Here is a 19,100-nt window from a genome sequence, read left to right on the forward strand (position 1 = left end):
GGGCTTCATCATTCTGTCAAAGGTCCATTCTAATCTTGGCGGACATTTCATTGGAGCAGCGTCGCAGGGTTTGCTGAATCGTTACCTGAGGCGTCGATGATGTGCCAATCAAGCGGACCGAGGTCGTAGCTCTGCTGTTGCCTGCCGCCGATCGCGCGGAGCGTTGGCGAGGGCGGGGTGATCGGTTCTGTTCTCTTCTTCACAGGCCACCTTCCGTTTCTCCAGTGTTGAATACTCGAGAAACGGAAACCGGATGGCCCGTTTGACTTTCAATACCCGATCGCCCGCGAGGAAGACCACGGCGGCGTGGGTGCCGATGCGACGAACGTCGTCGGCGCCGCCATAGGTCGTGAGGGTGGCCAGGAAGGCGAGGACGTCCCGTTGGGTGGCTGCGTCTTGTGCGGTCGGATCTATCATGTTCGGGATCAGGTCAGGGTTGAAGCACGGCGGCTCCTTGCGCCAACGTCGCTTCTCCCAAAGGAGACCGTGTGGAACCGGGAGCACCATCGCGCGCATGGAATATCTCCGGGCAAACGCGTCACGCCCGTCGCCTCGAACCGTAACGCGGGTGTTTATTGCGGCGCAATAGCCGCTGTGTTTGACCTCGATCAAAAACATTTCCGCTGAGGCGTGGTGAGATGACGCCGCTCAAGCGCCATCGTTTGGAGGCTGCGGTCCCCAAGCCTGCGCCTGCGCAGGCCAGGCGATCGAAGCCAGAACGGTGGTCTGATTGAGAGATCGGGCGCGCGCAGCATGGATTGGCGCGCGCCGACCCGCGCTTGCCGTAGGCTTGATAATGCTGATCGGGTGACATTTTGCATCAGTTTCTCGAACAGACAGTCGATCGCTACATGACACGCGATGTCAGGACGGTGTCGTGCGACCTGACGATGGACAAACTCAACGATCTGTTCGCCAGCGATGATTTCAATGCCTATCCGGTTGTCGATGACCAGCGGGAAGCCATTGGTTTGGTGACAAAGTTCGATTTCCTCAAATGTTTCGCCATCACGCTCAGTTCAGTCGTTCCGCATTATGATGAGCTTATGAGACGAGCCGTTTCCGATGTGATGATCCACGAATTCATCTATGTGGGGCCGACGACTAAGCTGGCGCGGGTGCTGCAGTTGATGGTCGAGCACCGGCTCCGCAGCATTCCCGTTATGGGGGGTGGCCGGAATCTGGTCGGCATCATCTCGCGCGAAGATGTCATGCGCGCGCTGCGGGATTCCACGCGTGGCGACTAGCCACGCCGTACAGTTCAATCTCGGGCCGACGGCGGTGATCAAGCTCGATACGCAGCGTTTCCTGTTTCGCCGGCCGGGGAGCGCCCCGAGTTCGCGGAGGCGATGTGGGCCGACAGCATTCCTAATCTGCTGCAGGCCAAGCTGCTTGAGAGCTTTGAGAACTACGATATTGCCCATGCGCCCCTGCGCTCAATGGATGGCGTGCAGGCAGATCATCAACTTCTGATCGATGTCCGGCGCTTTCAGATCACGACCGATCCGGAACCGGTGGCGGATATCGGCTTGAACAAGGATGTCAAGGTGGTTGCAGCGCGGTTGTTCGAAGAAACGCAGAAGCTGAGAACAATCGAACCGGATACAGCCAGCGCAGCATTCAACGAGGCATTCGACGGATCGCCAAGGACATGATCGCCTGGACCGTCAAGTCATTATACAGCGCCAGTTCCACGTCTTTTTCAGTTGCGTCAAGCGATATGAGAAGCCACGATTGCGGTGCGAGGCCACCGCTGGGCTTATTTGATCTGGATCAGCATCCCGGCGAGCAAGCTCCGTAGTTTGCGTAGAACCTTTCCGTCAGATGATGGAGTCAGAAGCGGGGATTTTCCAGATCTTGATCTGACGCGTGATCTTCACGCGAACCGGTCATCCGATCTCGTTTCAGGTTCGGGGATACGCTTTGTTCGAAAATGCCAGAACATCAAAGGGGGCAGGAAATAAGGGAGCGTTGCGATGGCAGAGATCATCAAGGATCATGACGGGACTTGCGCGCGGTGTGGATCACGATTGATCTATCTTGAGTGGGATGAGCGTTTCGATCCGCATCAGGTGCAGCAGCTTTGGAAGTGCCTTGAATGCAGGAATGAGTTCGTCACATTCCGTTCGTCTGAAGGAAGAAGCCCAACCGGCGCTGAAATCATCGAGCCCTTCTTTACGAATCTCGTGGTCGAATAGGTGAGCATGACGGCGGCAAGCCATCATGATGAGATGGTCCCCGGCCGTAAGCCTCATAGACTTCGGCAATCTGGGAAGAAATCCTCGGAGAGAATCATCGGCAGTAAGAGCATGCACGATGTTCCTGCTGGGTCGCGCGGATCACTCCAGGGACTTAAGGAATTTGATGAAGTCGTTGATCTGATCGGCTTCGAACTGGAACTGCGGCATGCTGGGATGCCCGGTCATGGTTCCTTCGGCGAGGGACTCCTCAAGCTCCTCGACAGGATAGCGCATCACCAGCAATGACGAGTTTGCGATGCGCATCGTTTATTTCCGATGAAATGAAGGTGCCGGCTCTTTCTAACAAAGCGCTGCCGGATCTCGTTGACTTAGGTCAAGGCGTCCACGCCCGCGATGAAATCCGTACCGCGAAGCTTGTTTGAATCTTGATTTGGATCAATCGGCCGATGCATGAACATGAGAGACTCTCGCAGAGGAGGGGCTGATATGTCCTATGCAACACTGATGGTTTGGGTCAATGTCGATCACGTCTCCAAGAAGTTTGTCGGCGTCGCGGCGAGTCTGGCGGATAAGTTCGACGCCAGATTACTCGGCTTGTCGGCTGTCGCGATTTTCCCACCGTTTGCCGCGCCTGGCATCGTGACTGTCGCGAATGCGGCTGAATTTGATATTGAGAATATGAAAGAAAGCCTCATCGATGCCGGTAGCATCGTTCAGGCCGCGGCCGGAAGCGCCCGCCAGGTTGAATGGCGATCAGCCATCGCATTTCCCACGGAGACATTGATCGGTGAAGCACGCTGTGCTGATCTGATCGTGGTCGAAGGCGACAAGCTGTCGGGAGATAAGTATCGAAACCTCGATGTCGGTTCTGCAATTCTAGGAGCTGGCCGTCCTTTCCTTGTGGTGCCTGCGGTGGTGGAATCTCTTGCCGCCGAGCATGTCATGATCGGATGGAAGGATACGCGGGAGGCGCGGCGGGCGGTACAGGATGCGTTGCCGTTTCTTCACGAGGCGAAGCGCGTAACTGTCATGGAAATATGCAGGAAGGAGGAGATGGAGACCGCGCGCAATCGTGTCGATGACGTCGTTCGTTATCTCGCGCAGCACAGGATCAAGGCGGAGTCACGGGTCGAAATACAGACTTCTCGCGGCTCTGCCGCGGAGCAGCTCATCGGATGGGCGCGTGGTGACGGGGTTGATCTTCTGGTCACCGGAGCCTATGGCCATAGCCGTCTCAATGAATGGATGTTCGGTGGCATGACACGCGATCTGCTCAACACGAGCCCGATCTGCTGTCTGATGTCTCATTGACGCAACGAAGTGCCGGACCTGCATCCGTTATGACGGAAGTTCTTTGATCCGCATCGCCTCTGTATTCTCAACAGAAAAAGCAGACGGATGCTTCCGAGGAGCAGGTCGGCGCGGCGAATACCGGACATGGTCCGATCAAGTTGAATCGGACCATGTCCCAGTCGTATTTTTTGAGAGTTGTTTTCTGGCCGCATTTCTTGCGGCGAGCCGGGCAGATAACCTCATGCCTCCATCGCGGACAGTCGAGCTCGGTTGCGCAGTGCGATCTGGCGCGCACTCGAGAACATCAGGATGCCCTGGTCGTTGAGGTAGGATAGCGCCCGAGAGACGGTCTCGAGCGTCAGGCCCAGGTAATCTCCAATGTCGCGGCGACACATCGGGAGCGCCATCATGCCTGCCTTGGCGAGCCGGCGATCCATCTCCAGCAGGAAAGTCGCGACGCGCTCCATCGCGGTCTTGCGGCCAAGAAGCAACATGTGATCTTCGGCGTGTCGAAGCTCGATCGCTGTCATCGTCCAGAGAAGTCGGGCAACATGGACGTTCGATGTTGCGGCTTTTTCGATGCTGCGACGGGGCACCAGGCGAACGGCGGTGTCCACAATTGCCTCGGCGGTGAGCCGGTGCTCAGGGCCGGGGTCGAGGCCGAGGATGTCGCCGGGCAGGTGAAATGCACCGATCTGCCGCCGTCCGTCGCTCAGGAGTTTATAGGTGCGGACCGCGCCCCGGCTGATCTGGTAGAGATATTCGGAAGGTTCGCCCTCACCGTAGATTTCTTCATCCTTCTTGTAGGAAAACTCGGTTGCAATCACGCCAGAGCAACGGGCGATCGCGCTGAACGGATCAACCGGTTCAGCCGCAGTGGCGTGCGGAATGTCGAGAATCCTGGCGGCCGGAGCGGAGATCGTCTGGGTGTGCATGTCGCCATCTCTCGATGCGGATGGCTTCGTGTACCAAATGCGGGCGCGCAGGCGTATTTCGGTCGATATCCTAAGGGCAGCCTCCTAAGGGGTCTTACGGAGGTGAATGTTCGAGGACGCCGGCGAGCGGTGGCGCTTTGCGGGCCCGATCCTCCCGGCAAGCACGGCGCCCCCGTTCATCAAGCTCGACGAGGCATTCCGGGGCGGTTGGCATGTCCGTCGTCAATGACGATGCGGCCGTATCGCCATGGCTAGACGAAAGGCGAACCGCATTTCGCAATGCGGGATTGACCGCCCGGCTAGTGGAGTGAACTTGACATTCGCGACCCATTTGGCCGCGCGTCGCGGATGCGAATGTCAAATTCAGAACTCCGCTAGCAGCTTATATTGCTAGTGGTCCTTCGGTTCTAGAGCCTTTTCGCTTCTGATGTAATCAGAAGCGAGGCTCTATATTGTTGTTTTGACGCGTATTCTTCACGCGAACCGGTATCCACTTCGCTTGAAAACGCTCTATCATTCGCGAAGAAGGCACGCTGAAACGGATGCGAATGTTAGAATCCGGCCACTAGGGACAGGGGCAGCCATGGTCCTCTTTGAGCTTCTCAGCAGCTTGAGCCGGAACGATCGAGCCGCTGGCTATGGTCAGCTCAGGTTGCGTGGCTGTCCTCTCGTTGAAGGGGCAAGAACCGACCGAACCGATCGTTGAATCGGAAAAATAGGTCAGTGTCTGGTAAACCCAGGGGCCATTACCGGTGCCGAACGGCGACCACGTCCAATAGGACCATCCAAAAAGCATCCCGTTGCAGCACCCCTCGTAGCTGCGACGAAAGGGAGACCAACTGAACCGGGTGCGCCAGGGCAGGAAATCATAATGATACTTTGTTTCAGTTTTCGTTTTCCTACAGGGATAAGGAACAACACCCCATTTCCAACATACGCCCCAATACCTCGTCGTGACGGTCTCTCGTGTTCCGCAAGTCATGGTCCATTCCTCCTGCTCTGGGATGAGACCTCGTGGTCCCCATGACCTGCAGGATGAACCTTACCGTGGATCCGAACCGTGATCTTAATCACATGGCGTCGGAGGGTACGCGCGCCGAACGGATTTAATGCACGTCCGTTGGACTCCATCGCTTATGAGAAGCCGCAGGAATACGCGCTCGCATTCATGCTATGGCCGAGTCCTTCACGATCAACACAGCGTTCAATGCGCCCGCTACAAGGCGCATCGCGTGCATGTCTTGCATCTTTAGCGAAGAATGACGCGTGAAAGATGAAAAAAGGCGCGGCAGCTCGGTCGGAACGCATGCCGAAGGCGCGGGTTATCTCCCCACACGACGAAGGAAAGGGAGAAGCGATTATGTCAGATGCTACCGGGGTTAACAATATTTCAGGTGGATCGCTCGACGAGGAAGCGAAGAAGAAAACCGGTAAGACGATGGAGGAACTCACCGACGAGAAGCGGAAGGAACTCGACAAGAAGGTTGAACAGGGCGGTGATGAGAACATCAAAATCCGCACAAACCAGATTCTGCCTTGAACCGTCGCGCGAGCGACCGATACGCCAGCCCTGAAACGGGCTGGCGCCCGTGCTCGCTCGATGGCCGAGCTTTAAAACAAACGGTCAGTCCCCGGAGCGCTTCGCGAGTGCCTTGGATAAAAGGGTTTTCATCTGGTTCGGGGCGCGTGTGAAGGGCAGGAAGAATCCCAGCCAGAAGAAAGACAGACCAAACAACACGCTCAGGTTCGCGATATCCGACGGGCTCGATGCTCTCAACTGGATGTAGGCAAACGTAAAGTAAAAGCAGAACAGGATGCCCACGCTTAGAATGAGAAACCTCTTGGGGCGTGGCCTGACGAGCCTGCCGACAAGCTGCCCCGCCTGATATCCCGCCATGACTCCCACAGGCGCTATCAGTCGAAATGCAGTGAGCTCCGGAGGAACGGAAAATCCGTAGCTCAAAACAAGGCCGGCAAGGCCAAAGATACCAGTCAGCATTAAGTTCATTGTTTCTCTTATAATTCAGAGTTTCGTACCGGCTGACTGGAGAGCATCGCCGATATCGGCGCGCAGTTTGCATCATCGACTAAAGATCAACCCGAGGAAATGCTGCAACTCTCCAACCAGGTGACAGCCTACCATAGGGCGAGAGCCAGTAACAGCGACTACCGGAACCCGTCAGCCTCCGGGCTCCCCAAAGTCGCTGCCGGGAACGTGAACTTTGGAACCATCAGGCTTGCCGCACATTGACAGGCCGCCCATGCACGGTGCCGGGCGTCCAAAACAAACCGGACACAGCCAACCCTTCCTTGGAGAAGCGAAAGGAGAACGCCATGCCTCATCGGCGCCGTTACAAACAGACCAGGCCTTTTCAGGATCGCCTCTTTGATTTTCTTGCTGAAGCGCGACAAAAAGCCGAGGAGTCGCCCGACGGTATAGAGCGAGAAAAGATGATCAAGAGAATCGAGAGCGCCAAGACGGCAGCAAGAATCGATGCGTGGGCGAACTCGCCAAAGATGCAGCGGCCAAAATAAGCCCGTGAGATCAGGGATCTTCGCCGGAACTGATAGCGACCCGGTGCGCGCGTGTAAGCGCATATTTGATTGTGGAAGAGGCGGTGGGGTCACTAAGACAATCACTAAGACGGGTGGGGGCCGCTAAGACAAGAGGCCTATTGGATAGCCCGATCGTGACCCGAAAAGAGCTTCCGACATGGCGTCCGGCTAAATCAACAACACAACCGAGCGCGTATTCCGAAGGCGGAGAGCGGTTATGCGATACGGAATACGCGCCAGCTCATCACGAGACATTCATTCTGGCTAAGTGTTGCGGCTAGCCGGCTCTCCCCTTAGCCGTATGGCTCCTAATATCCCTGCCAGCGCGCTGGTCCTTTCGTATCGGGCCACGATTGCGCCTTCTCATACCAGTCATCGACCTGTTTTTTCGCGAAGTCCTCGTGGAAGCCGTAGCGCTCTTTCAGTTTCCTCTCGAGTTGCTCGCGATTTCCGGAGATCTGCCAGAGGTCGTCGAAAGTGAACTTGCCCCATTGATCTCGGACTCTGTACTTGACCTGATCCCAGTTCTGTTCAATCCGGTCCCAGTCCATTGTTCCCTCCTTCTAGGGTTATGGCGCACTGGGAAAATAGATAAGTTCAAAATTTGTTCCGTCGCTACGCAAAGGACGAAAGGTCGCACCCTCGGAGCGCGGCAGTGAACCGCAGGAAGAGACGGTTTCCGCACCGGCCGGAGATGCTGTCCCGTGTCGGGCCAGGCTGCATAATGGAAGGCGTCATCATGGAAAAGAGAGCTGGAAGCGGAACATACAGAACGTCTTTCCCCGATCCTGATTCGACCGAGTTCACGCACGATCCTGAGGAGTACCGCCCGCCGGATTTTCCGGAGAGGTTGAGAAATCCGATGCGGGTTGATCTGGCGTTGCTGGGGCGGATCGATGCCGCCCGGCAAGCTGATGAACGGCTCGATCGGTTTTCCGTCTGGTCACGATGGTACGACTGCCAGGTCGAGGAACTGCGCGGCCGATGGATGGAACTGTTCGACTTCTACAAGATCACAGCGCGCGCTCCGGAGGATGCCTGGATGCAGCTTGCGACGTCGCTGGCGCGGGATTTCGTTCCGGGCCTGCTGGTGGAGAATGTTTTTCCGACTCAGGATCTGCTCGTTGAACAGGCGCGACTTTTCACACTGATCACGGAAGTATCGCAAGCCGTGCTCGCCCGGCGCGGCGAGGAGGAGAGCCGCGACGTGTCGGAGCGAATGGTCCTTGATCAGGATTTTTTCAACGGGGAGTCGTGGGACAGCGCGATGTTTGGCAAGAAGCCGGACAGTATTGATACGTTCACGGCGAGGTTCTCGCGGGAAAAGGAGCGTTTCGCCAGATTGCTCATCGAGCAGTATTGGTCGAAGGCGGCCGTCATGTCCTTCTTTGCCGACTCCGGTCTGGAGGTGCCGGAATTCGTTGCGGGACTACCGGACTGACGTCACGCGTCTGACATCCGGCGGCCCGGCCGTGGGTTAAAGTCAGGACGTTAAAGTCAGGGGAAGGCTGCACACGCCGGGAACGGGTTAGACAAAACGCGTGCCAATGCGTTGGTGCCGCAGCCTGAAACCGGCAAAATAGGCTACGTCCATCATCCCCGTCGTGGCCGGTTGTCACCCGGCGTGTGCCACTGACAAGAATCATACGCCTCTTTCGCCGGTTTTTCCATCGTCATGACGGAGACCCCACGAACCATTGATTGGCGGAACCCGAAAGCTGAACGAATGCCCGCATCGAATGGATTCGAAACTTGGAGCATTATTCGGCGAACGTCATCCGCCTCGCTGGAAACGCTATATTCATCGACCGCGAATTGGCCGCTGAACTTGAAAGCTGTTTCGCTGTCAGCGAATTCCGTTCGATGCTTTTTGCGCGGGCAGGCTGTCGAGCAACGCGTGCAGCGTGGTCAATGTCGATTGATCGGCGATCCCGTCGACCTTCGCGGGCCGGAAGTGACGCTGAAAGGCTGTGACCACTTCCATCGTCGCGGTATCGAACTTGCCGGTTGCCTTGATGCCGTAGCCGTACCGCGCCAGCGATTGCTGCAGCGCACGGACGTCGTCGCCTTCGCTGCCGGTTTTCAGCACCTCGCCCGCCACGATGGGCGCGGGCCGGATCCAGTGGCCGACGCCTGAATCCGCCAGCGAATGCCACGGGAATTTTTCGCCGGGGTCTTTCTTGCGCGCAGGCGCAACGTCGGAATGGCCGACAATGCGATGAGCCGGAATATCCCGTCGATGAATGATGCCGCGACATAGCGCGATAACGGCGGCGACCTGTCGTAGCGGGAAAGCCGGGTAGCCCCAGTCGTGGCCACGGTTGACGATTTCGATTCCGATCGAGCAGGAATTGATGTCTTCCTCGCCCGCCCATGAAGCGACGCCGGCGTGCCAGGCCCGCTTTGACTCCTGAACGCATTGCACAACGCGACCGTCCTCAAGCACCACGTAATGTGCCGACACCTCGGTGCCGGACGTACACAGCCGCGCCAGCGCGCCCTCGACGTCGGGCATCCCGGTATAATGCAGCACGATCATGTCCGGCTGCCGACCTTTGGCGCGGTCGCCGAAATTCAAGGACGGCACCGTGTCGGAGACGAGGGATGAGTCCGGGACGAAAGTCGGCATTCCAACAATGGCCTTGGGGACCGGGAGAGGGCGTCGACGTTTGATGTCAGGACTGACAGACGCGAACATGCAACGATCCAAATCAGGCAATAGGAAGCACGGGAGAGCACGTATCCGTTTATCGACGAATCATTAGGATCATTATCCGCTAGGGGTAATTGGGCTTGCAATCGACCGGGGGCCCCCTTTTCGCCTTTTTCTGTTAACAGTTTGGGCTTTTCGGTGAAGTGTGTGGGTGCTGCACCACAGCGCATGGAAACAACGGCTCGATTCCCGCGTCGTGTCCCGAATCCGAAGCTCGTCTCATTTTGCAGCACGCTCTTTAGTGAACTTCGGAACGTCTGAACCGCCACGCTAGCCCATCAACGCTTTCTTAACGCTAAACGCCGTTACTCAGGGTGAAGAGCCGAACCGGCATCGGGACGGCCGAGGTCCCAATTGCGTTCGAAATCCCCATGGCAACCCTTCAAACTCCATGCGGAAGACCGGTTTTGCCGGCTCATCTCCTTGTGGAAACGCGGTTGGGAGCCGGTCCGGGCGGTTTTGCAGGGGGAAGCCGGCTTCAGGGTGGGAGCGGGCGGCTGAATTCCGGACGGTCGGGATCGGATGAACGCACGCGTGGCGAGAGCGAGGCATCTGCGGATGGAGGCGCGATCATGACGGCGCCGCCGATTCGTCATGTGCCCGTGCTCGGCCGGGAAGCCGTCGCCATGTTGGCGCCGCGGGCCGGCGGCGTCTACGTCGATGCCACGTTCGGGGCCGGAGGCTATTCGCGCGCCATTCTCGCAACCGCGGAGACCCGCGTGATCGGGATCGACCGCGACCCAACCGCCATTGCCGGCGGCTCCGGCCTGGTGGAGGAGTCCGGCGGCCGGTTGATATTGGTCGAGGATCGCTTCTCTCATCTCGCCGCGGTCTGCGCGGCGCAGGACGCCGCCGCGGTGGATGGCGTTGTCATGGATGTCGGCGTCTCCTCGATGCAGCTGGACGAGGCCGGTCGGGGCTTCTCCTTTCGTCTCGACGGACCGCTCGACATGCGCATGAGCGGCCATGGGCCGACCGCGGCCGAGGTCGTGGCCCGCGCCTCCGAGACCGATCTCGCCGATATCATCTACATCTTCGGCGAAGAGCGTCGCTCGCGCGCCGTCGCCCGCGCCATCGTCGGGGCACGGCGACACGGGCCGATCGCGACCACGCGGGCGCTGGCCGATATCGTCTCGAAGGTGGTTCGCGCGAAGCCGCACGAGATTCATCCGGCGACGCGGACGTTTCAGGCTCTGCGGATCTTCGTCAACGAGGAACTTGACGAACTGATCGCGGCGCTGGCCGCGGCGGAACGCGTGCTGAAGCCAGGCGGCCGGCTAGCTGTGGTGTCCTTTCACTCGCTGGAAGACCGCATCGTCAAGAATTTCCTGGCCTGGCGCGGCAAGACGGGCGGCGGCTCGCGCCATCGGCCCGAAATCGAACGCGCGCCGCCGAGCTTTGCCATTCTGACCAAGCGTCCGCTGACGCCGGGTGACGACGAAGTCCAGGCCAACCCGCGCGCGCGCTCCGCCAGGCTGCGCGCCGCCGAGCGTACCGATGCGGCCGCGATTGATGACGGCGCCGAGCTTCCGGCCTGGCCGTCGCTCGCCAACGTGATGCGCGGAGGCTGATGAGGTGCGGATCATCCATTTCCTCGTCGTCTGCGCGCTGGTCTATGCGGCATCGTATGTCTACCGCATCAAGATGGATTCGACCTCCCGCACCGAGCGTGTGTCGCGGCTTCAGGCTCAGGTGCGCGAGCAGCGCGAGGCGATCGCGGTCCTGCGCGCGGAATGGGCGAGGCTCGATGCGCCGCAGCGTCTGCGAATTCTGGCTGAACGGCATTTGAAGCTGAAGCCGATTGAAGCCCGACAGTTCGATTCTTTGAAGAACCTGCCGGAGCGGCCGCCAAGCCTGGTGCCGCCCGGCACCTCCGATCCGATCGGCGCCATGATCGAGATTATCGATCCCGACGTCATCACCGGCTCGCTGCCGTCGCAGGAGGCCCCGCAATGATCGGCCAGAACAGGCTTCCGCCGGCGCTCTGGAGTCAGCGCCTGATCCGCAATCTGCTCTACGGCCGCAATGTGGATCGCGCCGCCAAGGCGCGGGTGCGCGTCGGTCTCGTCATCATCTTGTTCGCGCTGATCTATACGGTGGTCGCGGCGCGTCTTGTCATGTTCGCGGCCTTTCCGGATGATCGTGGAGGGCGCCGGACCGCCTCGCAGGACGCGATCGCCACGGCGCGGCCCGATATCATCGATCGCAACGGCCAGGTTCTTGCGACCGATATCAAGTCGCCGAGCCTGTTCGGCGAGCCACGCCGCCTCATCGACAGGGACGAGGCGGTCGAGTTGCTGACGGCGACGCTACCGGATCTGGAGACCTCCGAGGTTCGACAGCGTCTTGGCACTCGCAAGGGTTTTGTCTGGCTGAAACGCGAGATCACCCCTGCGCAGCAAAAGGAAATTCACAGTCTCGGCATTCCCGGCATCGGCTTCCTGCGCGAGAACAAGCGCGTTTATCCAAGCGGGCGCGAGGTCGCGCACCTGATCGGGCTCGTCAACATCGATAACCAGGGCATCGCCGGGATGGAGAAGTGGCTCGACAGCAACGGGCTCGCTGACCTGCACCGCGCCGGCTTCGCCACCGACCGCCTGCAGAAGCCGGTGGAGTTGTCGATCGACCTGCGTGTCGAGCACGCGCTGCGCGACGAGCTTCTGAAAGCCAAGGATCATTATCGGGCCAAGGCCGCCTCGGGCATCGTCTCCAACGTGCGGACCGGCGAGATCGTCGCGATGGTCTCCTTGCCGGATTTCGATCCCAACAATCCGAAGGAGGCGCATGATCCCGATCGCATCAACCGCCTGACCACGGGCGTGTACGAGATGGGATCGACCTTCAAGGCGTTCACGCTAGCGATGGCGCTCGATTCCGGCAGGTATGGCCTGAATTCGATGTGGGATGCGCGTGCTCCGCTGCGCTACGGCCGCTTCACGATTCACGACGACCACTCGATGGGTCGCTTCATCAACATGAAGGAAGTGTTCACCTACTCATCCAACATCGGCGCGGCGCGGATCGCGCTTGCGCAAGGCGTCGAGGCGCACAAGGCGTTCCTGCGCAGGATGGGCCAGATGGATCGCCTGCGCACGGAGTTGCCGGAAAGCGCCTCGCCGATCCTGCCGCGCAAGTGGGGTGAACTGAACACCGTCACCATCGCGTTCGGGCACGGCATGGCGGTGGCGCCGTTGCAGGCGGTGATGGGCATCGATGCGCTGGTCAACGGCGGCTGGCTGATTCCGCCCACCTTCCTGAAGCGCACCGAAGAGGAAGCGATGGCGGTCGCCAGGCGCGTCATCAAGCAGGAGACCAGCGACAAGATGCGCTTTCTGCTGCGACTGAACGCCGAAGTGGGGACCGCGAGGAAGGCCGATGTCAAAGGCTACTATGTCGGCGGCAAGACCGGCACTTCTGAGAAGGTCATCAACGGCCGCTACGCGAAAAAACGCGTGCTCAATTCTTTCACCGCGATTCTGCCGGCGGACAATCCCCGATACCAGATTCTGGTCATGCTGGACGAGCCGCAGCCGCTCAAGGAAACCCATGGCTTCATCACCTCCGGCTGGAATGCGGTTCCGACCGGCGGCAAGGTTATCGCGCGCATCGCCCCGCTGCTCGGTGTGCAGCCCCGGTTCGATCTGCCGCCGTCCGAGCGCCTCATTCTTGCGGCATCCAGGGCGACGCAGTAGGGCGAGGTTTGTTTCATTTCAGCGCGCCTCGCGGCAAACGTCGGGCTGCGGCGTCAAATTGAAGCTACGGCTGGGGAGATCATGAAACTTCGCGAGCTTTTCGGCGACGACGCCACCATGGACGCGCCGGCCGGCGAGCTTGCCGTCACGGGTCTCGCGGCGGATAGCCGCGCGGTGAAGCCCGGAGATCTCTTTTTCGCGCTTGCCGGCTCGAAAACGGATGGCGCGCGGTTCATCGACGCCGCGATCGCGTCGGGCGCTGTCGCGGTCGCCGGTGATCATGCGCCTGCGCGCGGGCGCGTCCCGTTCATCGCAACGCCGAATCCGCGGCGCGCGCTGGCGCTGGCGGCGGCAAAATTCTATCCGCGACAGCCCGCAACCATTGCCGCCGTGACCGGGACCAGCGGCAAAACCTCGGTCGCGGCCTTCACCCGGCAGATCTGGCAGCGGCTCGGATATTTGTCCGCGAGCATCGGCACCGTCGGCGTGGTCGCGCCCTCGCGCGCGGTCTACGGCTCGGTGACGACGCCCGATCCGATCGAGTTGCATCGGGAGCTGGATCAGCTCGCGGGCGAAGGCGTCACGCATCTTGCGCTGGAAGCATCCTCGCACGGTCTTGATCAATATCGGGTCGATGGCGTGCGGGTGCGCGCCGCCGGCTTCACCAACCTGTCGCGCGATCATATGGATTATCATCCGACGGTCGCGCATTATCTCGAGACCAAGCTGCGGCTGTTCCGCGATCTGGTCGAATCGGACGGCATCGCGGTGATCTGCGCCGATCATGACTGCTCCGATACCGTGATCGAAGCGGCGGGCGCGCGCAACGTGCCGGTGATGCGTGTCGGCCGCCGTGGCGACGGCGCGCGGATGGGCATTCGCCTGGTCGAGGCGGCGATCGATGGTTTTGCGCAACGGGTCACGCTCGAACACGCAGGGCGCGAGCGTGTCATCCGCCTGCCTCTGGTCGGAGAATTCCAGATCGAGAATGCGCTGGTGTCGGCCGGTCTCGTCATCGGCACCGGTGGCGACGTCGATCAGGCGTTCGCGGCGCTCGAGCATCTCGAAGGCGCCAGGGGGCGGATCGAACGGATCGGTGAGCGCAACGGCGCTCAGGTCTTTGTTGACTACGCTCACAAACCGGACGCGCTGGCGAAGGCGTTGCAGGCGTTGAGGCCCTATGCCAAGCGCAAGCTCGTGGTGGTGTTCGGAGCAGGCGGTGATCGCGATGCAGGCAAGCGCCCGCTGATGGGAGCGATCGCCGCTGATAACGCGGATGTGGTGATCGTGACCGACGATAATCCGCGCAGTGAAGATCCCGCCGCGATCCGCGCCGCGATCCTGGCCGCCGCTCCGGGTGCCCGCGAGATCGGCGATCGCGCCGAGGCGATCGGGACCGCGATCGCGGGATTGCAGTCGGGAGACGCCTTGCTGATCGCGGGCAAGGGTCACGAGACCGGACAGATCGTCGGCGATCGCGTGCTGCCGTTCAGCGATCACGAGGCCGCCAGCGCGGCGCTGACGTCGAGGCGGATATGAGCGCGCGCCCGTTGTGGACGTTGGACGAAATGGCCGCGGCGATGCGCGCGGAAGGGCGAGGGACCTTGCCCGCAGCGATCACCGGCATTTCCATCGACAGCCGCACCGTTGCGCCGGGCGAGGCTTATTTCGCGATCAAGGGCGATGTGCATGACGGCCACGCTTTCGTTGGTGCCGCCTTGAAGGCGGGCGCGGCGCTGGCGGTGGTCGAGGCCGCGCGGCGCGATCAGTTCGCCCTTGAGTTGCCGTTGCTGGTCGTCGATGACGTGCTTGCAGCCTTGCGCGATCTGGCGCGGGCGTCGCGCGCGCGCCTCGCCGCTCAGGTGATCGCGGTGACGGGCTCCGTCGGCAAGACTTCCACAAAGGAGGCGCTGCGCGGTGTCCTAGGCGCGCAGGGCAAGACCCACGTCTCGGTGGCTTCGTTCAACAACCACTGGGGCGTGCCGCTGTCGCTGTCGCGCTGTCCGGCGGACGCGCGCTTCGCGGTCTTCGAGATCGGGATGAATCATGCCGGCGAGATCACGCCGCTGGTGAAGATGGTGCGGCCGCATGTGGCGATCATCACCACGGTCGAGCCCGTGCATCTCGAATTCTTCTCCGGCGTCGAGGCGATCGCCGACGCCAAGGCGGAAATTTTCGAAGGCGTGGAGCCGGACGGCGCCGTCGTGCTCAACCGTGATAACGCGCAGTTCGCGCGGTTGCAGGAATGCGCCAGGAAACTCGGCATCGCGAAGATCGTCACCTTCGGCGCGGACGAGAAGGCCGATGCGCGCCTGCTCGATCTGGCGTTGCATCCGGCTGGCTCGGCCGTGCACGCTGAAATCCTCGGCAGTGAGTTGACCTACAAGCTCGGCATGCCCGGCCGTCACATGGCGATGAATTCGCTCGCGGTGCTGGCGGCGGCGTCGCTGGCCGGCGCTGATCTTGCGCTTGCGGGTCTTGCGCTGTCGCAGGCGCAGCCGGCCGCGGGACGCGGCGTGCGTCGGGCGCTGGCCGTGAGGGGCGGCGAGGCGCTCCTGATCGATGAGAGCTATAACGCCAATCCTGCTTCGATGGCGGCGGCGCTGAACGTGCTCGGCGAGGCCAAAGTCGGGACGCAGGGTCGGCGCATCGCGGTGCTGGGCGACATGCTGGAGCTTGGTCCCAGAAGCGCGGACCTGCATCGCGACCTGACCGGGGCGATCGATGCCAATGACGTCGACATGATATTTTGCTGCGGTCCCCTGATGCGCAATCTGTGGAATGCGCTTTCCTCCGGTAGGCGGGGCGGTTATGCAGAGGACGCCGCCGCGCTCGAATCGCAGGTGACGGCGGCGATCCGTTCCGGTGACGTCATCATGGTCAAGGGCTCGCTGGGATCGCGGATGAAAGTGATCGTGACCGCGCTCGAGAGGCGATATTCCGGCAGCGCGGCTGAAATTCTGTAAGTTGCGGGGTGCCCCTTTGAATCCGGAGTTCGCTCAAGGGAGGCTTGCCAGAACTGGCGAACTTCGGAGTCGGGATACCCGATGTTTTACTGGTTGATCGATCTTTCCAATACGGTCCCGGGGCTCGGCATCTTCAAGCCGCTTCTGAACGTCTTTCGCTACATCACCTTCCGCACCGGCGGCGCGGTGGTGACGGGCGCGCTGTTCGTGTTCCTGTTCGGGCCCTGGATCATCGACAATCTTCGCCTGCGACAGGGTAAAGGACAACCGATCCGCGCCGACGGCCCGCAGTCGCACCTCGTCAGCAAGAAGGGCACGCCGACGATGGGGGGCCTGATGATTCTGTCGGGGCTTGTCGTGTCGACCGTGCTGTGGGCCAATCCTCTCAATCCCTATGTCTGGATCGTGCTCGCGGTGACGCTTGGTTTCGGCCTCATCGGCTTCTATGACGACTATCTGAAGGTGACGAAGCAGACCCATGCCGGATTCTCCGGACGCACCCGCCTGCTGCTTGAACTCCTGATCGCGCTGGCCGCGTGCTATGCGCTGACCCGGCTCGGCCGCGAGCCCTTCTCCACGGCGCTGGTGATCCCGTTCTTCAAGGACGTGGCGCTGGATCTCGGCTGGTTCTTTCTCGGCTTTGGCGCGTTCATCATCGTCGGAGCCGGCAACGCGGTGAATCTCACCGACGGCCTCGACGGTCTCGCCATCGTGCCGGTCATGATCGCGGCGGCGAGCTTCGCGATGATCGCCTATCTCGCCGGCAACGCGGTGTTCGCCGACTATCTCCAGATCAACTACATCGCCGGCGCGGGCGAACTGGCTGTGCTGTGCGGGGCAGTGCTCGGGGCCGGCCTCGGTTTTCTCTGGTTCAACGCCCCGCCGGCCTCGATCTTCATGGGCGACACCGGTTCGCTCGCGCTCGGCGGCATGCTCGGCTCGATCGCGGTGGCGGTGAAGCATGAAATCGTGCTGGCCGTGATCGGCGGCCTGTTCGTGCTGGAAGCGGTGTCGGTGATCGTGCAGGTGGCGTCGTTCAAGCTCACGGGAAAGCGCATCTTCAAGATGGCGCCGATCCACCACCACTTCGAGCAGCTCGGCTGGACCGAGCCGCAGATCGTGATCAGGTTCTGGATCATTTCGGTGATGCTGGCGCTGGCGGGTCTTTCGACGCTGAAGTTGCGGTGATGAAGCCCCCATGATCCCCGTCACATCCTTTTCCGGCAAGACCGTCGCGGTATTTGGCCTCGGCGGTTCGGGCCTTGCGAGTTGTCACGCCCTGAAGGCGGGCGGCGCCGAGGTGATTGCGGGCGACGACAACGCCGACAATCTCGCGAAGGCGGCGCAGGCCGGTTTCATCACCGCGGATTTGCGAACCGTGGTGTGGGCGAACCTCGCCGCGCTGGTGCTTGCGCCGGGCGTGCCGCTGACGCATCCCTCGCCGCACTGGAGCGTGCTGGCGGCGCGGCAGGCGGGCGTCGAGGTGATCGGCGACGTCGAACTGTTCTGCCGCGAGCGCGCACGTCATGCGCCCGACGCGCCTTTCATCGCCATCACCGGCACCAACGGCAAGTCCACTACGACGGCGCTGGTCGCGCATCTGATGCGCGAGGCCGGATACGACGTGCAGATGGGCGGCAACATCGGCACCGCGATCCTGTCGCTGGAGCCGCCGCGCAGAGGGCGCGTGCATGTGATCGAGATGTCGTCGTACCAGATCGACCTCGCGCCCTCGCTCGATCCGACCGTCGGCATTCTGCTCAACCTCAGTCCCGATCACCTCGATCGCCACGGCACCATCGAACATTATGCGCAGGTGAAGGAGAGGCTCATCGCCGGGGTGCAGCCGCAGGGCACGGCGGTCGTCGGCGTCGATGATCACTGGTGCGCGGCGATCGCCGACCGTCAGGAGCAGGCCGGACGCAGCGTCGTGCGCGTGTCGGTGAAGCGGCCACTGGCGCATGGCGTCAGCGTCGAACAGGACAGGATCGTTCTCGTGTCCGGCGGCGCGCGCAGCGAAATCGCCGACATCGGCGGAATAGGCTCGCTGCGCGGGCGGCACAACGCGCAGAATGCGGCCTGCGCTTCGGCGGGGGCGCTGGCGCTCGGGGTCAGCCGGGACATCCTGCAGCAGGACTTGCGCAGTTTTCCCGGTCTCGCGCATCGCATGGAGCAGGTGGGGCGCAAGGCCCATGTGCTGTTCGTCAACGACTCCAAGGGCACCAACGCCGACGCCACCGAGAAGGCGTTGTCGTCCTTCGACGAGATTTTCTGGATCGCGGGCGGCAAGCCGAAAAGCGGCGGTATCGCCTCGCTCGACGCGTTCTTTCCGCGCATCCGCAAAGCCTATCTGATCGGAGAGGCGGCGCAGGAGTTCGCGGCGACGCTGGAGGGCAAGGTGGCCTACGAGATCAGCGGAACGCTGGAAGCCGCGGTGCCCGCCGCCGCGCGGGACGCGGAAGGAGCAGGCCGTGCCGGGGCGGTGGTGCTGTTGTCGCCGGCCTGCGCTTCATTCGATCAGTTTCGCAATTTTGAAGTTCGCGGCGATCGCTTTCGCGAACTGGTCCAGGCGTTGCCGGGCGTTACGCCCGTCGTGTAGCTCGCGCCGCCCTCGTCATGGCCGGGCATAGCCGTTCGAAGAACGGCGTCGCTTCCGCTCGCCCATGGTCCCGGCCATCCACGTCTTCCTCCTTGATGCAGCAAGACCGGTTGCCCGGCATGAAGCCGGGCATGACCGGCAGATA

General features: G+C 61.3%; 20 protein-coding genes. 14 read left to right on the forward strand and 6 right to left on the reverse strand.

Features of this window, described 5'->3' with window-relative positions; all coding sequences use genetic code 11:
* Nucleotides 1-108: 108 nt before the first annotated feature.
* Nucleotides 109-516 (reverse strand): hypothetical protein, encoded by a 408-nt coding sequence (locus NWI_RS18510; RefSeq protein ID WP_011314326.1) that lies wholly within the window; start codon nucleotides 514-516, stop codon nucleotides 109-111.
* A 299-nt stretch (nucleotides 517-815) separates the two neighbouring features.
* On the opposite strand from NWI_RS18510, the gene NWI_RS05320 reads away from it, so the two are divergent.
* The 3 genes from NWI_RS05320 to NWI_RS17530 all read left to right on the forward strand — a co-directional run bounded on the left by NWI_RS05320 (nucleotide 816) and on the right by NWI_RS17530 (nucleotide 2,198).
* Entirely contained in the window at nucleotides 816-1,247 is a 432-nt protein-coding gene (locus NWI_RS05320) for a CBS domain-containing protein (protein WP_011314327.1), read from the forward strand.
* A 102-nt stretch (nucleotides 1,248-1,349) separates the two neighbouring features.
* Nucleotides 1,350-1,655, forward strand: a complete 306-nt coding sequence (locus NWI_RS05325) for an ABC-type transport auxiliary lipoprotein family protein (RefSeq protein WP_011314328.1) — start codon at nucleotides 1,350-1,352, stop codon at nucleotides 1,653-1,655.
* Between the two features lie 321 nt (nucleotides 1,656-1,976).
* Nucleotides 1,977-2,198, forward strand: coding sequence for a hypothetical protein (locus NWI_RS17530; protein WP_148203789.1), 222 nt, complete (start codon nucleotides 1,977-1,979; stop codon nucleotides 2,196-2,198).
* 141 nt (nucleotides 2,199-2,339) lie between these two features.
* Here the strand turns inward: NWI_RS17530 and NWI_RS17880 are convergent, their stop codons facing one another.
* Complete coding sequence (locus NWI_RS17880; protein ID WP_011314330.1) at nucleotides 2,340-2,504, reverse strand: hypothetical protein; 165 nt, start codon at nucleotides 2,502-2,504, stop codon at nucleotides 2,340-2,342.
* Nucleotides 2,505-2,687: 183 nt separating this feature from the next.
* On the opposite strand from NWI_RS17880, the gene NWI_RS05340 reads away from it, so the two are divergent.
* Complete coding sequence (locus tag NWI_RS05340) at nucleotides 2,688-3,512, forward strand: universal stress protein (protein ID WP_011314331.1); 825 nt, start codon at nucleotides 2,688-2,690, stop codon at nucleotides 3,510-3,512.
* A 221-nt stretch (nucleotides 3,513-3,733) separates the two neighbouring features.
* On the opposite strand, the gene NWI_RS05345 is transcribed toward NWI_RS05340, so the two are convergent.
* Nucleotides 3,734-4,429 carry a helix-turn-helix domain-containing protein gene (locus NWI_RS05345; RefSeq protein ID WP_011314332.1) on the reverse strand — a complete coding sequence of 232 codons (696 nt, stop codon included), beginning with the start codon at nucleotides 4,427-4,429 and terminating at the stop codon, nucleotides 3,734-3,736.
* Between the two features lie 1,273 nt (nucleotides 4,430-5,702).
* Here NWI_RS05345 and NWI_RS05350 point away from each other — a divergent pair.
* Complete coding sequence (locus tag NWI_RS05350) at nucleotides 5,703-5,969, forward strand: hypothetical protein (protein WP_244374987.1); 267 nt, start codon at nucleotides 5,703-5,705, stop codon at nucleotides 5,967-5,969.
* Between the two features lie 84 nt (nucleotides 5,970-6,053).
* On the opposite strand, the gene NWI_RS05355 is transcribed toward NWI_RS05350, so the two are convergent.
* Nucleotides 6,054-6,437, reverse strand: a complete 384-nt coding sequence (locus NWI_RS05355) for a hypothetical protein (RefSeq protein ID WP_011314334.1) — start codon at nucleotides 6,435-6,437, stop codon at nucleotides 6,054-6,056.
* Between the two features lie 326 nt (nucleotides 6,438-6,763).
* On the opposite strand from NWI_RS05355, the gene NWI_RS05360 reads away from it, so the two are divergent.
* Nucleotides 6,764-6,964, forward strand: coding sequence for a hypothetical protein (locus tag NWI_RS05360; RefSeq protein WP_041345410.1), 201 nt, complete (start codon nucleotides 6,764-6,766; stop codon nucleotides 6,962-6,964).
* Between the two features lie 329 nt (nucleotides 6,965-7,293).
* Here the strand turns inward: NWI_RS05360 and NWI_RS05365 are convergent, their stop codons facing one another.
* A complete protein-coding gene (locus NWI_RS05365) occupies nucleotides 7,294-7,536 on the reverse strand; it encodes a CsbD family protein (protein ID WP_011314336.1) in 243 nt (80 codons plus the stop codon).
* Between the two features lie 311 nt (nucleotides 7,537-7,847).
* Between NWI_RS05365 and NWI_RS05370 the strand changes: the two genes are divergently transcribed.
* The gene (locus NWI_RS05370; protein WP_011314337.1) at nucleotides 7,848-8,426 is read left to right on the forward strand and encodes a hypothetical protein; all 579 of its coding nucleotides are present in this window, start codon (nucleotides 7,848-7,850) and stop codon (nucleotides 8,424-8,426) included.
* Between the two features lie 405 nt (nucleotides 8,427-8,831).
* Here the strand turns inward: NWI_RS05370 and NWI_RS05375 are convergent, their stop codons facing one another.
* Nucleotides 8,832-9,683, reverse strand: coding sequence for an N-acetylmuramoyl-L-alanine amidase (locus tag NWI_RS05375; RefSeq protein WP_011314338.1), 852 nt, complete (start codon nucleotides 9,681-9,683; stop codon nucleotides 8,832-8,834).
* Between the two features lie 587 nt (nucleotides 9,684-10,270).
* Here NWI_RS05375 and rsmH point away from each other — a divergent pair.
* From rsmH to murD, 7 genes are all read left to right on the forward strand, one after another.
* Nucleotides 10,271-11,269, forward strand: a complete 999-nt coding sequence (rsmH, locus tag NWI_RS05380; protein WP_011314339.1) for a 16S rRNA (cytosine(1402)-N(4))-methyltransferase RsmH — start codon at nucleotides 10,271-10,273, stop codon at nucleotides 11,267-11,269.
* Nucleotides 11,270-11,273: 4 nt separating this feature from the next.
* The gene (gene ftsL / locus NWI_RS05385) at nucleotides 11,274-11,654 is read left to right on the forward strand and encodes a cell division protein FtsL (protein ID WP_011314340.1); all 381 of its coding nucleotides are present in this window, start codon (nucleotides 11,274-11,276) and stop codon (nucleotides 11,652-11,654) included.
* Entirely contained in the window at nucleotides 11,651-13,390 is a 1,740-nt protein-coding gene (locus NWI_RS05390; RefSeq protein ID WP_011314341.1) for a peptidoglycan D,D-transpeptidase FtsI family protein, read from the forward strand. The genes ftsL and NWI_RS05390 overlap by 4 nt, the downstream gene beginning before the upstream one ends.
* Nucleotides 13,391-13,471: 81 nt before the next feature.
* Nucleotides 13,472-14,929, forward strand: coding sequence for a UDP-N-acetylmuramoyl-L-alanyl-D-glutamate--2,6-diaminopimelate ligase (locus NWI_RS05395; RefSeq protein ID WP_011314342.1), 1,458 nt, complete (start codon nucleotides 13,472-13,474; stop codon nucleotides 14,927-14,929).
* Nucleotides 14,926-16,356: a UDP-N-acetylmuramoylalanyl-D-glutamyl-2,6-diaminopimelate--D-alanyl-D-alanine ligase gene (locus NWI_RS05400; protein WP_011314343.1), complete on the forward strand. Its 1,431-nt coding sequence runs from the start codon at nucleotides 14,926-14,928 to the stop codon at nucleotides 16,354-16,356. The genes NWI_RS05395 and NWI_RS05400 overlap by 4 nt, the downstream gene beginning before the upstream one ends.
* An 81-nt stretch (nucleotides 16,357-16,437) precedes the next feature.
* Nucleotides 16,438-17,544 carry a phospho-N-acetylmuramoyl-pentapeptide-transferase gene (mraY, locus tag NWI_RS05405; protein ID WP_011314344.1) on the forward strand — a complete coding sequence of 369 codons (1,107 nt, stop codon included), beginning with the start codon at nucleotides 16,438-16,440 and terminating at the stop codon, nucleotides 17,542-17,544.
* A gap of 10 nt (nucleotides 17,545-17,554) precedes the next feature.
* The gene (murD, locus tag NWI_RS05410) at nucleotides 17,555-18,955 is read left to right on the forward strand and encodes a UDP-N-acetylmuramoyl-L-alanine--D-glutamate ligase (RefSeq protein ID WP_011314345.1); all 1,401 of its coding nucleotides are present in this window, start codon (nucleotides 17,555-17,557) and stop codon (nucleotides 18,953-18,955) included.
* Nucleotides 18,956-19,100 lie beyond the last annotated feature (145 nt).

The sequence above is a fragment of the Nitrobacter winogradskyi Nb-255 genome (genome assembly GCF_000012725.1).
Lineage (GTDB): Bacteria > Pseudomonadota > Alphaproteobacteria > Rhizobiales > Xanthobacteraceae > Nitrobacter > Nitrobacter winogradskyi.

Bases quoted from the DNA above. Each gene is read 5' to 3' on its own strand.
- NWI_RS18510 (WP_011314326.1), bottom strand. From the start codon at position 516: ATGCGCGCGATGGTGCTCCCGGTTCCACACGGTCTCCTTTGGGAGAAG.
- NWI_RS05325 (WP_011314328.1), top strand. From the start codon at position 1,350: ATGTGGGCCGACAGCATTCCTAATCTGCTGCAGGCCAAGCTGCTTGAG.
- NWI_RS17530 (WP_148203789.1), top strand. From the start codon at position 1,977: ATGGCAGAGATCATCAAGGATCATGACGGGACTTGCGCGCGGTGTGGA.
- NWI_RS17880 (WP_011314330.1), bottom strand. From the start codon at position 2,504: ATGCGCATCGCAAACTCGTCATTGCTGGTGATGCGCTATCCTGTCGAG.
- NWI_RS05340 (WP_011314331.1), top strand. From the start codon at position 2,688: ATGTCCTATGCAACACTGATGGTTTGGGTCAATGTCGATCACGTCTCC.
- NWI_RS05345 (WP_011314332.1), bottom strand. From the start codon at position 4,429: ATGCACACCCAGACGATCTCCGCTCCGGCCGCCAGGATTCTCGACATT.
- NWI_RS05350 (WP_244374987.1), top strand. From the start codon at position 5,703: ATGAAAAAAGGCGCGGCAGCTCGGTCGGAACGCATGCCGAAGGCGCGG.
- NWI_RS05355 (WP_011314334.1), bottom strand. From the start codon at position 6,437: ATGAACTTAATGCTGACTGGTATCTTTGGCCTTGCCGGCCTTGTTTTG.
- NWI_RS05360 (WP_041345410.1), top strand. From the start codon at position 6,764: ATGCCTCATCGGCGCCGTTACAAACAGACCAGGCCTTTTCAGGATCGC.
- NWI_RS05365 (WP_011314336.1), bottom strand. From the start codon at position 7,536: ATGGACTGGGACCGGATTGAACAGAACTGGGATCAGGTCAAGTACAGA.
- NWI_RS05370 (WP_011314337.1), top strand. From the start codon at position 7,848: ATGCGGGTTGATCTGGCGTTGCTGGGGCGGATCGATGCCGCCCGGCAA.
- NWI_RS05375 (WP_011314338.1), bottom strand. From the start codon at position 9,683: ATGTTCGCGTCTGTCAGTCCTGACATCAAACGTCGACGCCCTCTCCCG.
- rsmH (WP_011314339.1), top strand. From the start codon at position 10,271: ATGACGGCGCCGCCGATTCGTCATGTGCCCGTGCTCGGCCGGGAAGCC.
- NWI_RS05390 (WP_011314341.1), top strand. From the start codon at position 11,651: ATGATCGGCCAGAACAGGCTTCCGCCGGCGCTCTGGAGTCAGCGCCTG.
- NWI_RS05395 (WP_011314342.1), top strand. From the start codon at position 13,472: ATGAAACTTCGCGAGCTTTTCGGCGACGACGCCACCATGGACGCGCCG.
- NWI_RS05400 (WP_011314343.1), top strand. From the start codon at position 14,926: ATGAGCGCGCGCCCGTTGTGGACGTTGGACGAAATGGCCGCGGCGATG.
- mraY (WP_011314344.1), top strand. From the start codon at position 16,438: ATGTTTTACTGGTTGATCGATCTTTCCAATACGGTCCCGGGGCTCGGC.
- murD (WP_011314345.1), top strand. From the start codon at position 17,555: ATGATCCCCGTCACATCCTTTTCCGGCAAGACCGTCGCGGTATTTGGC.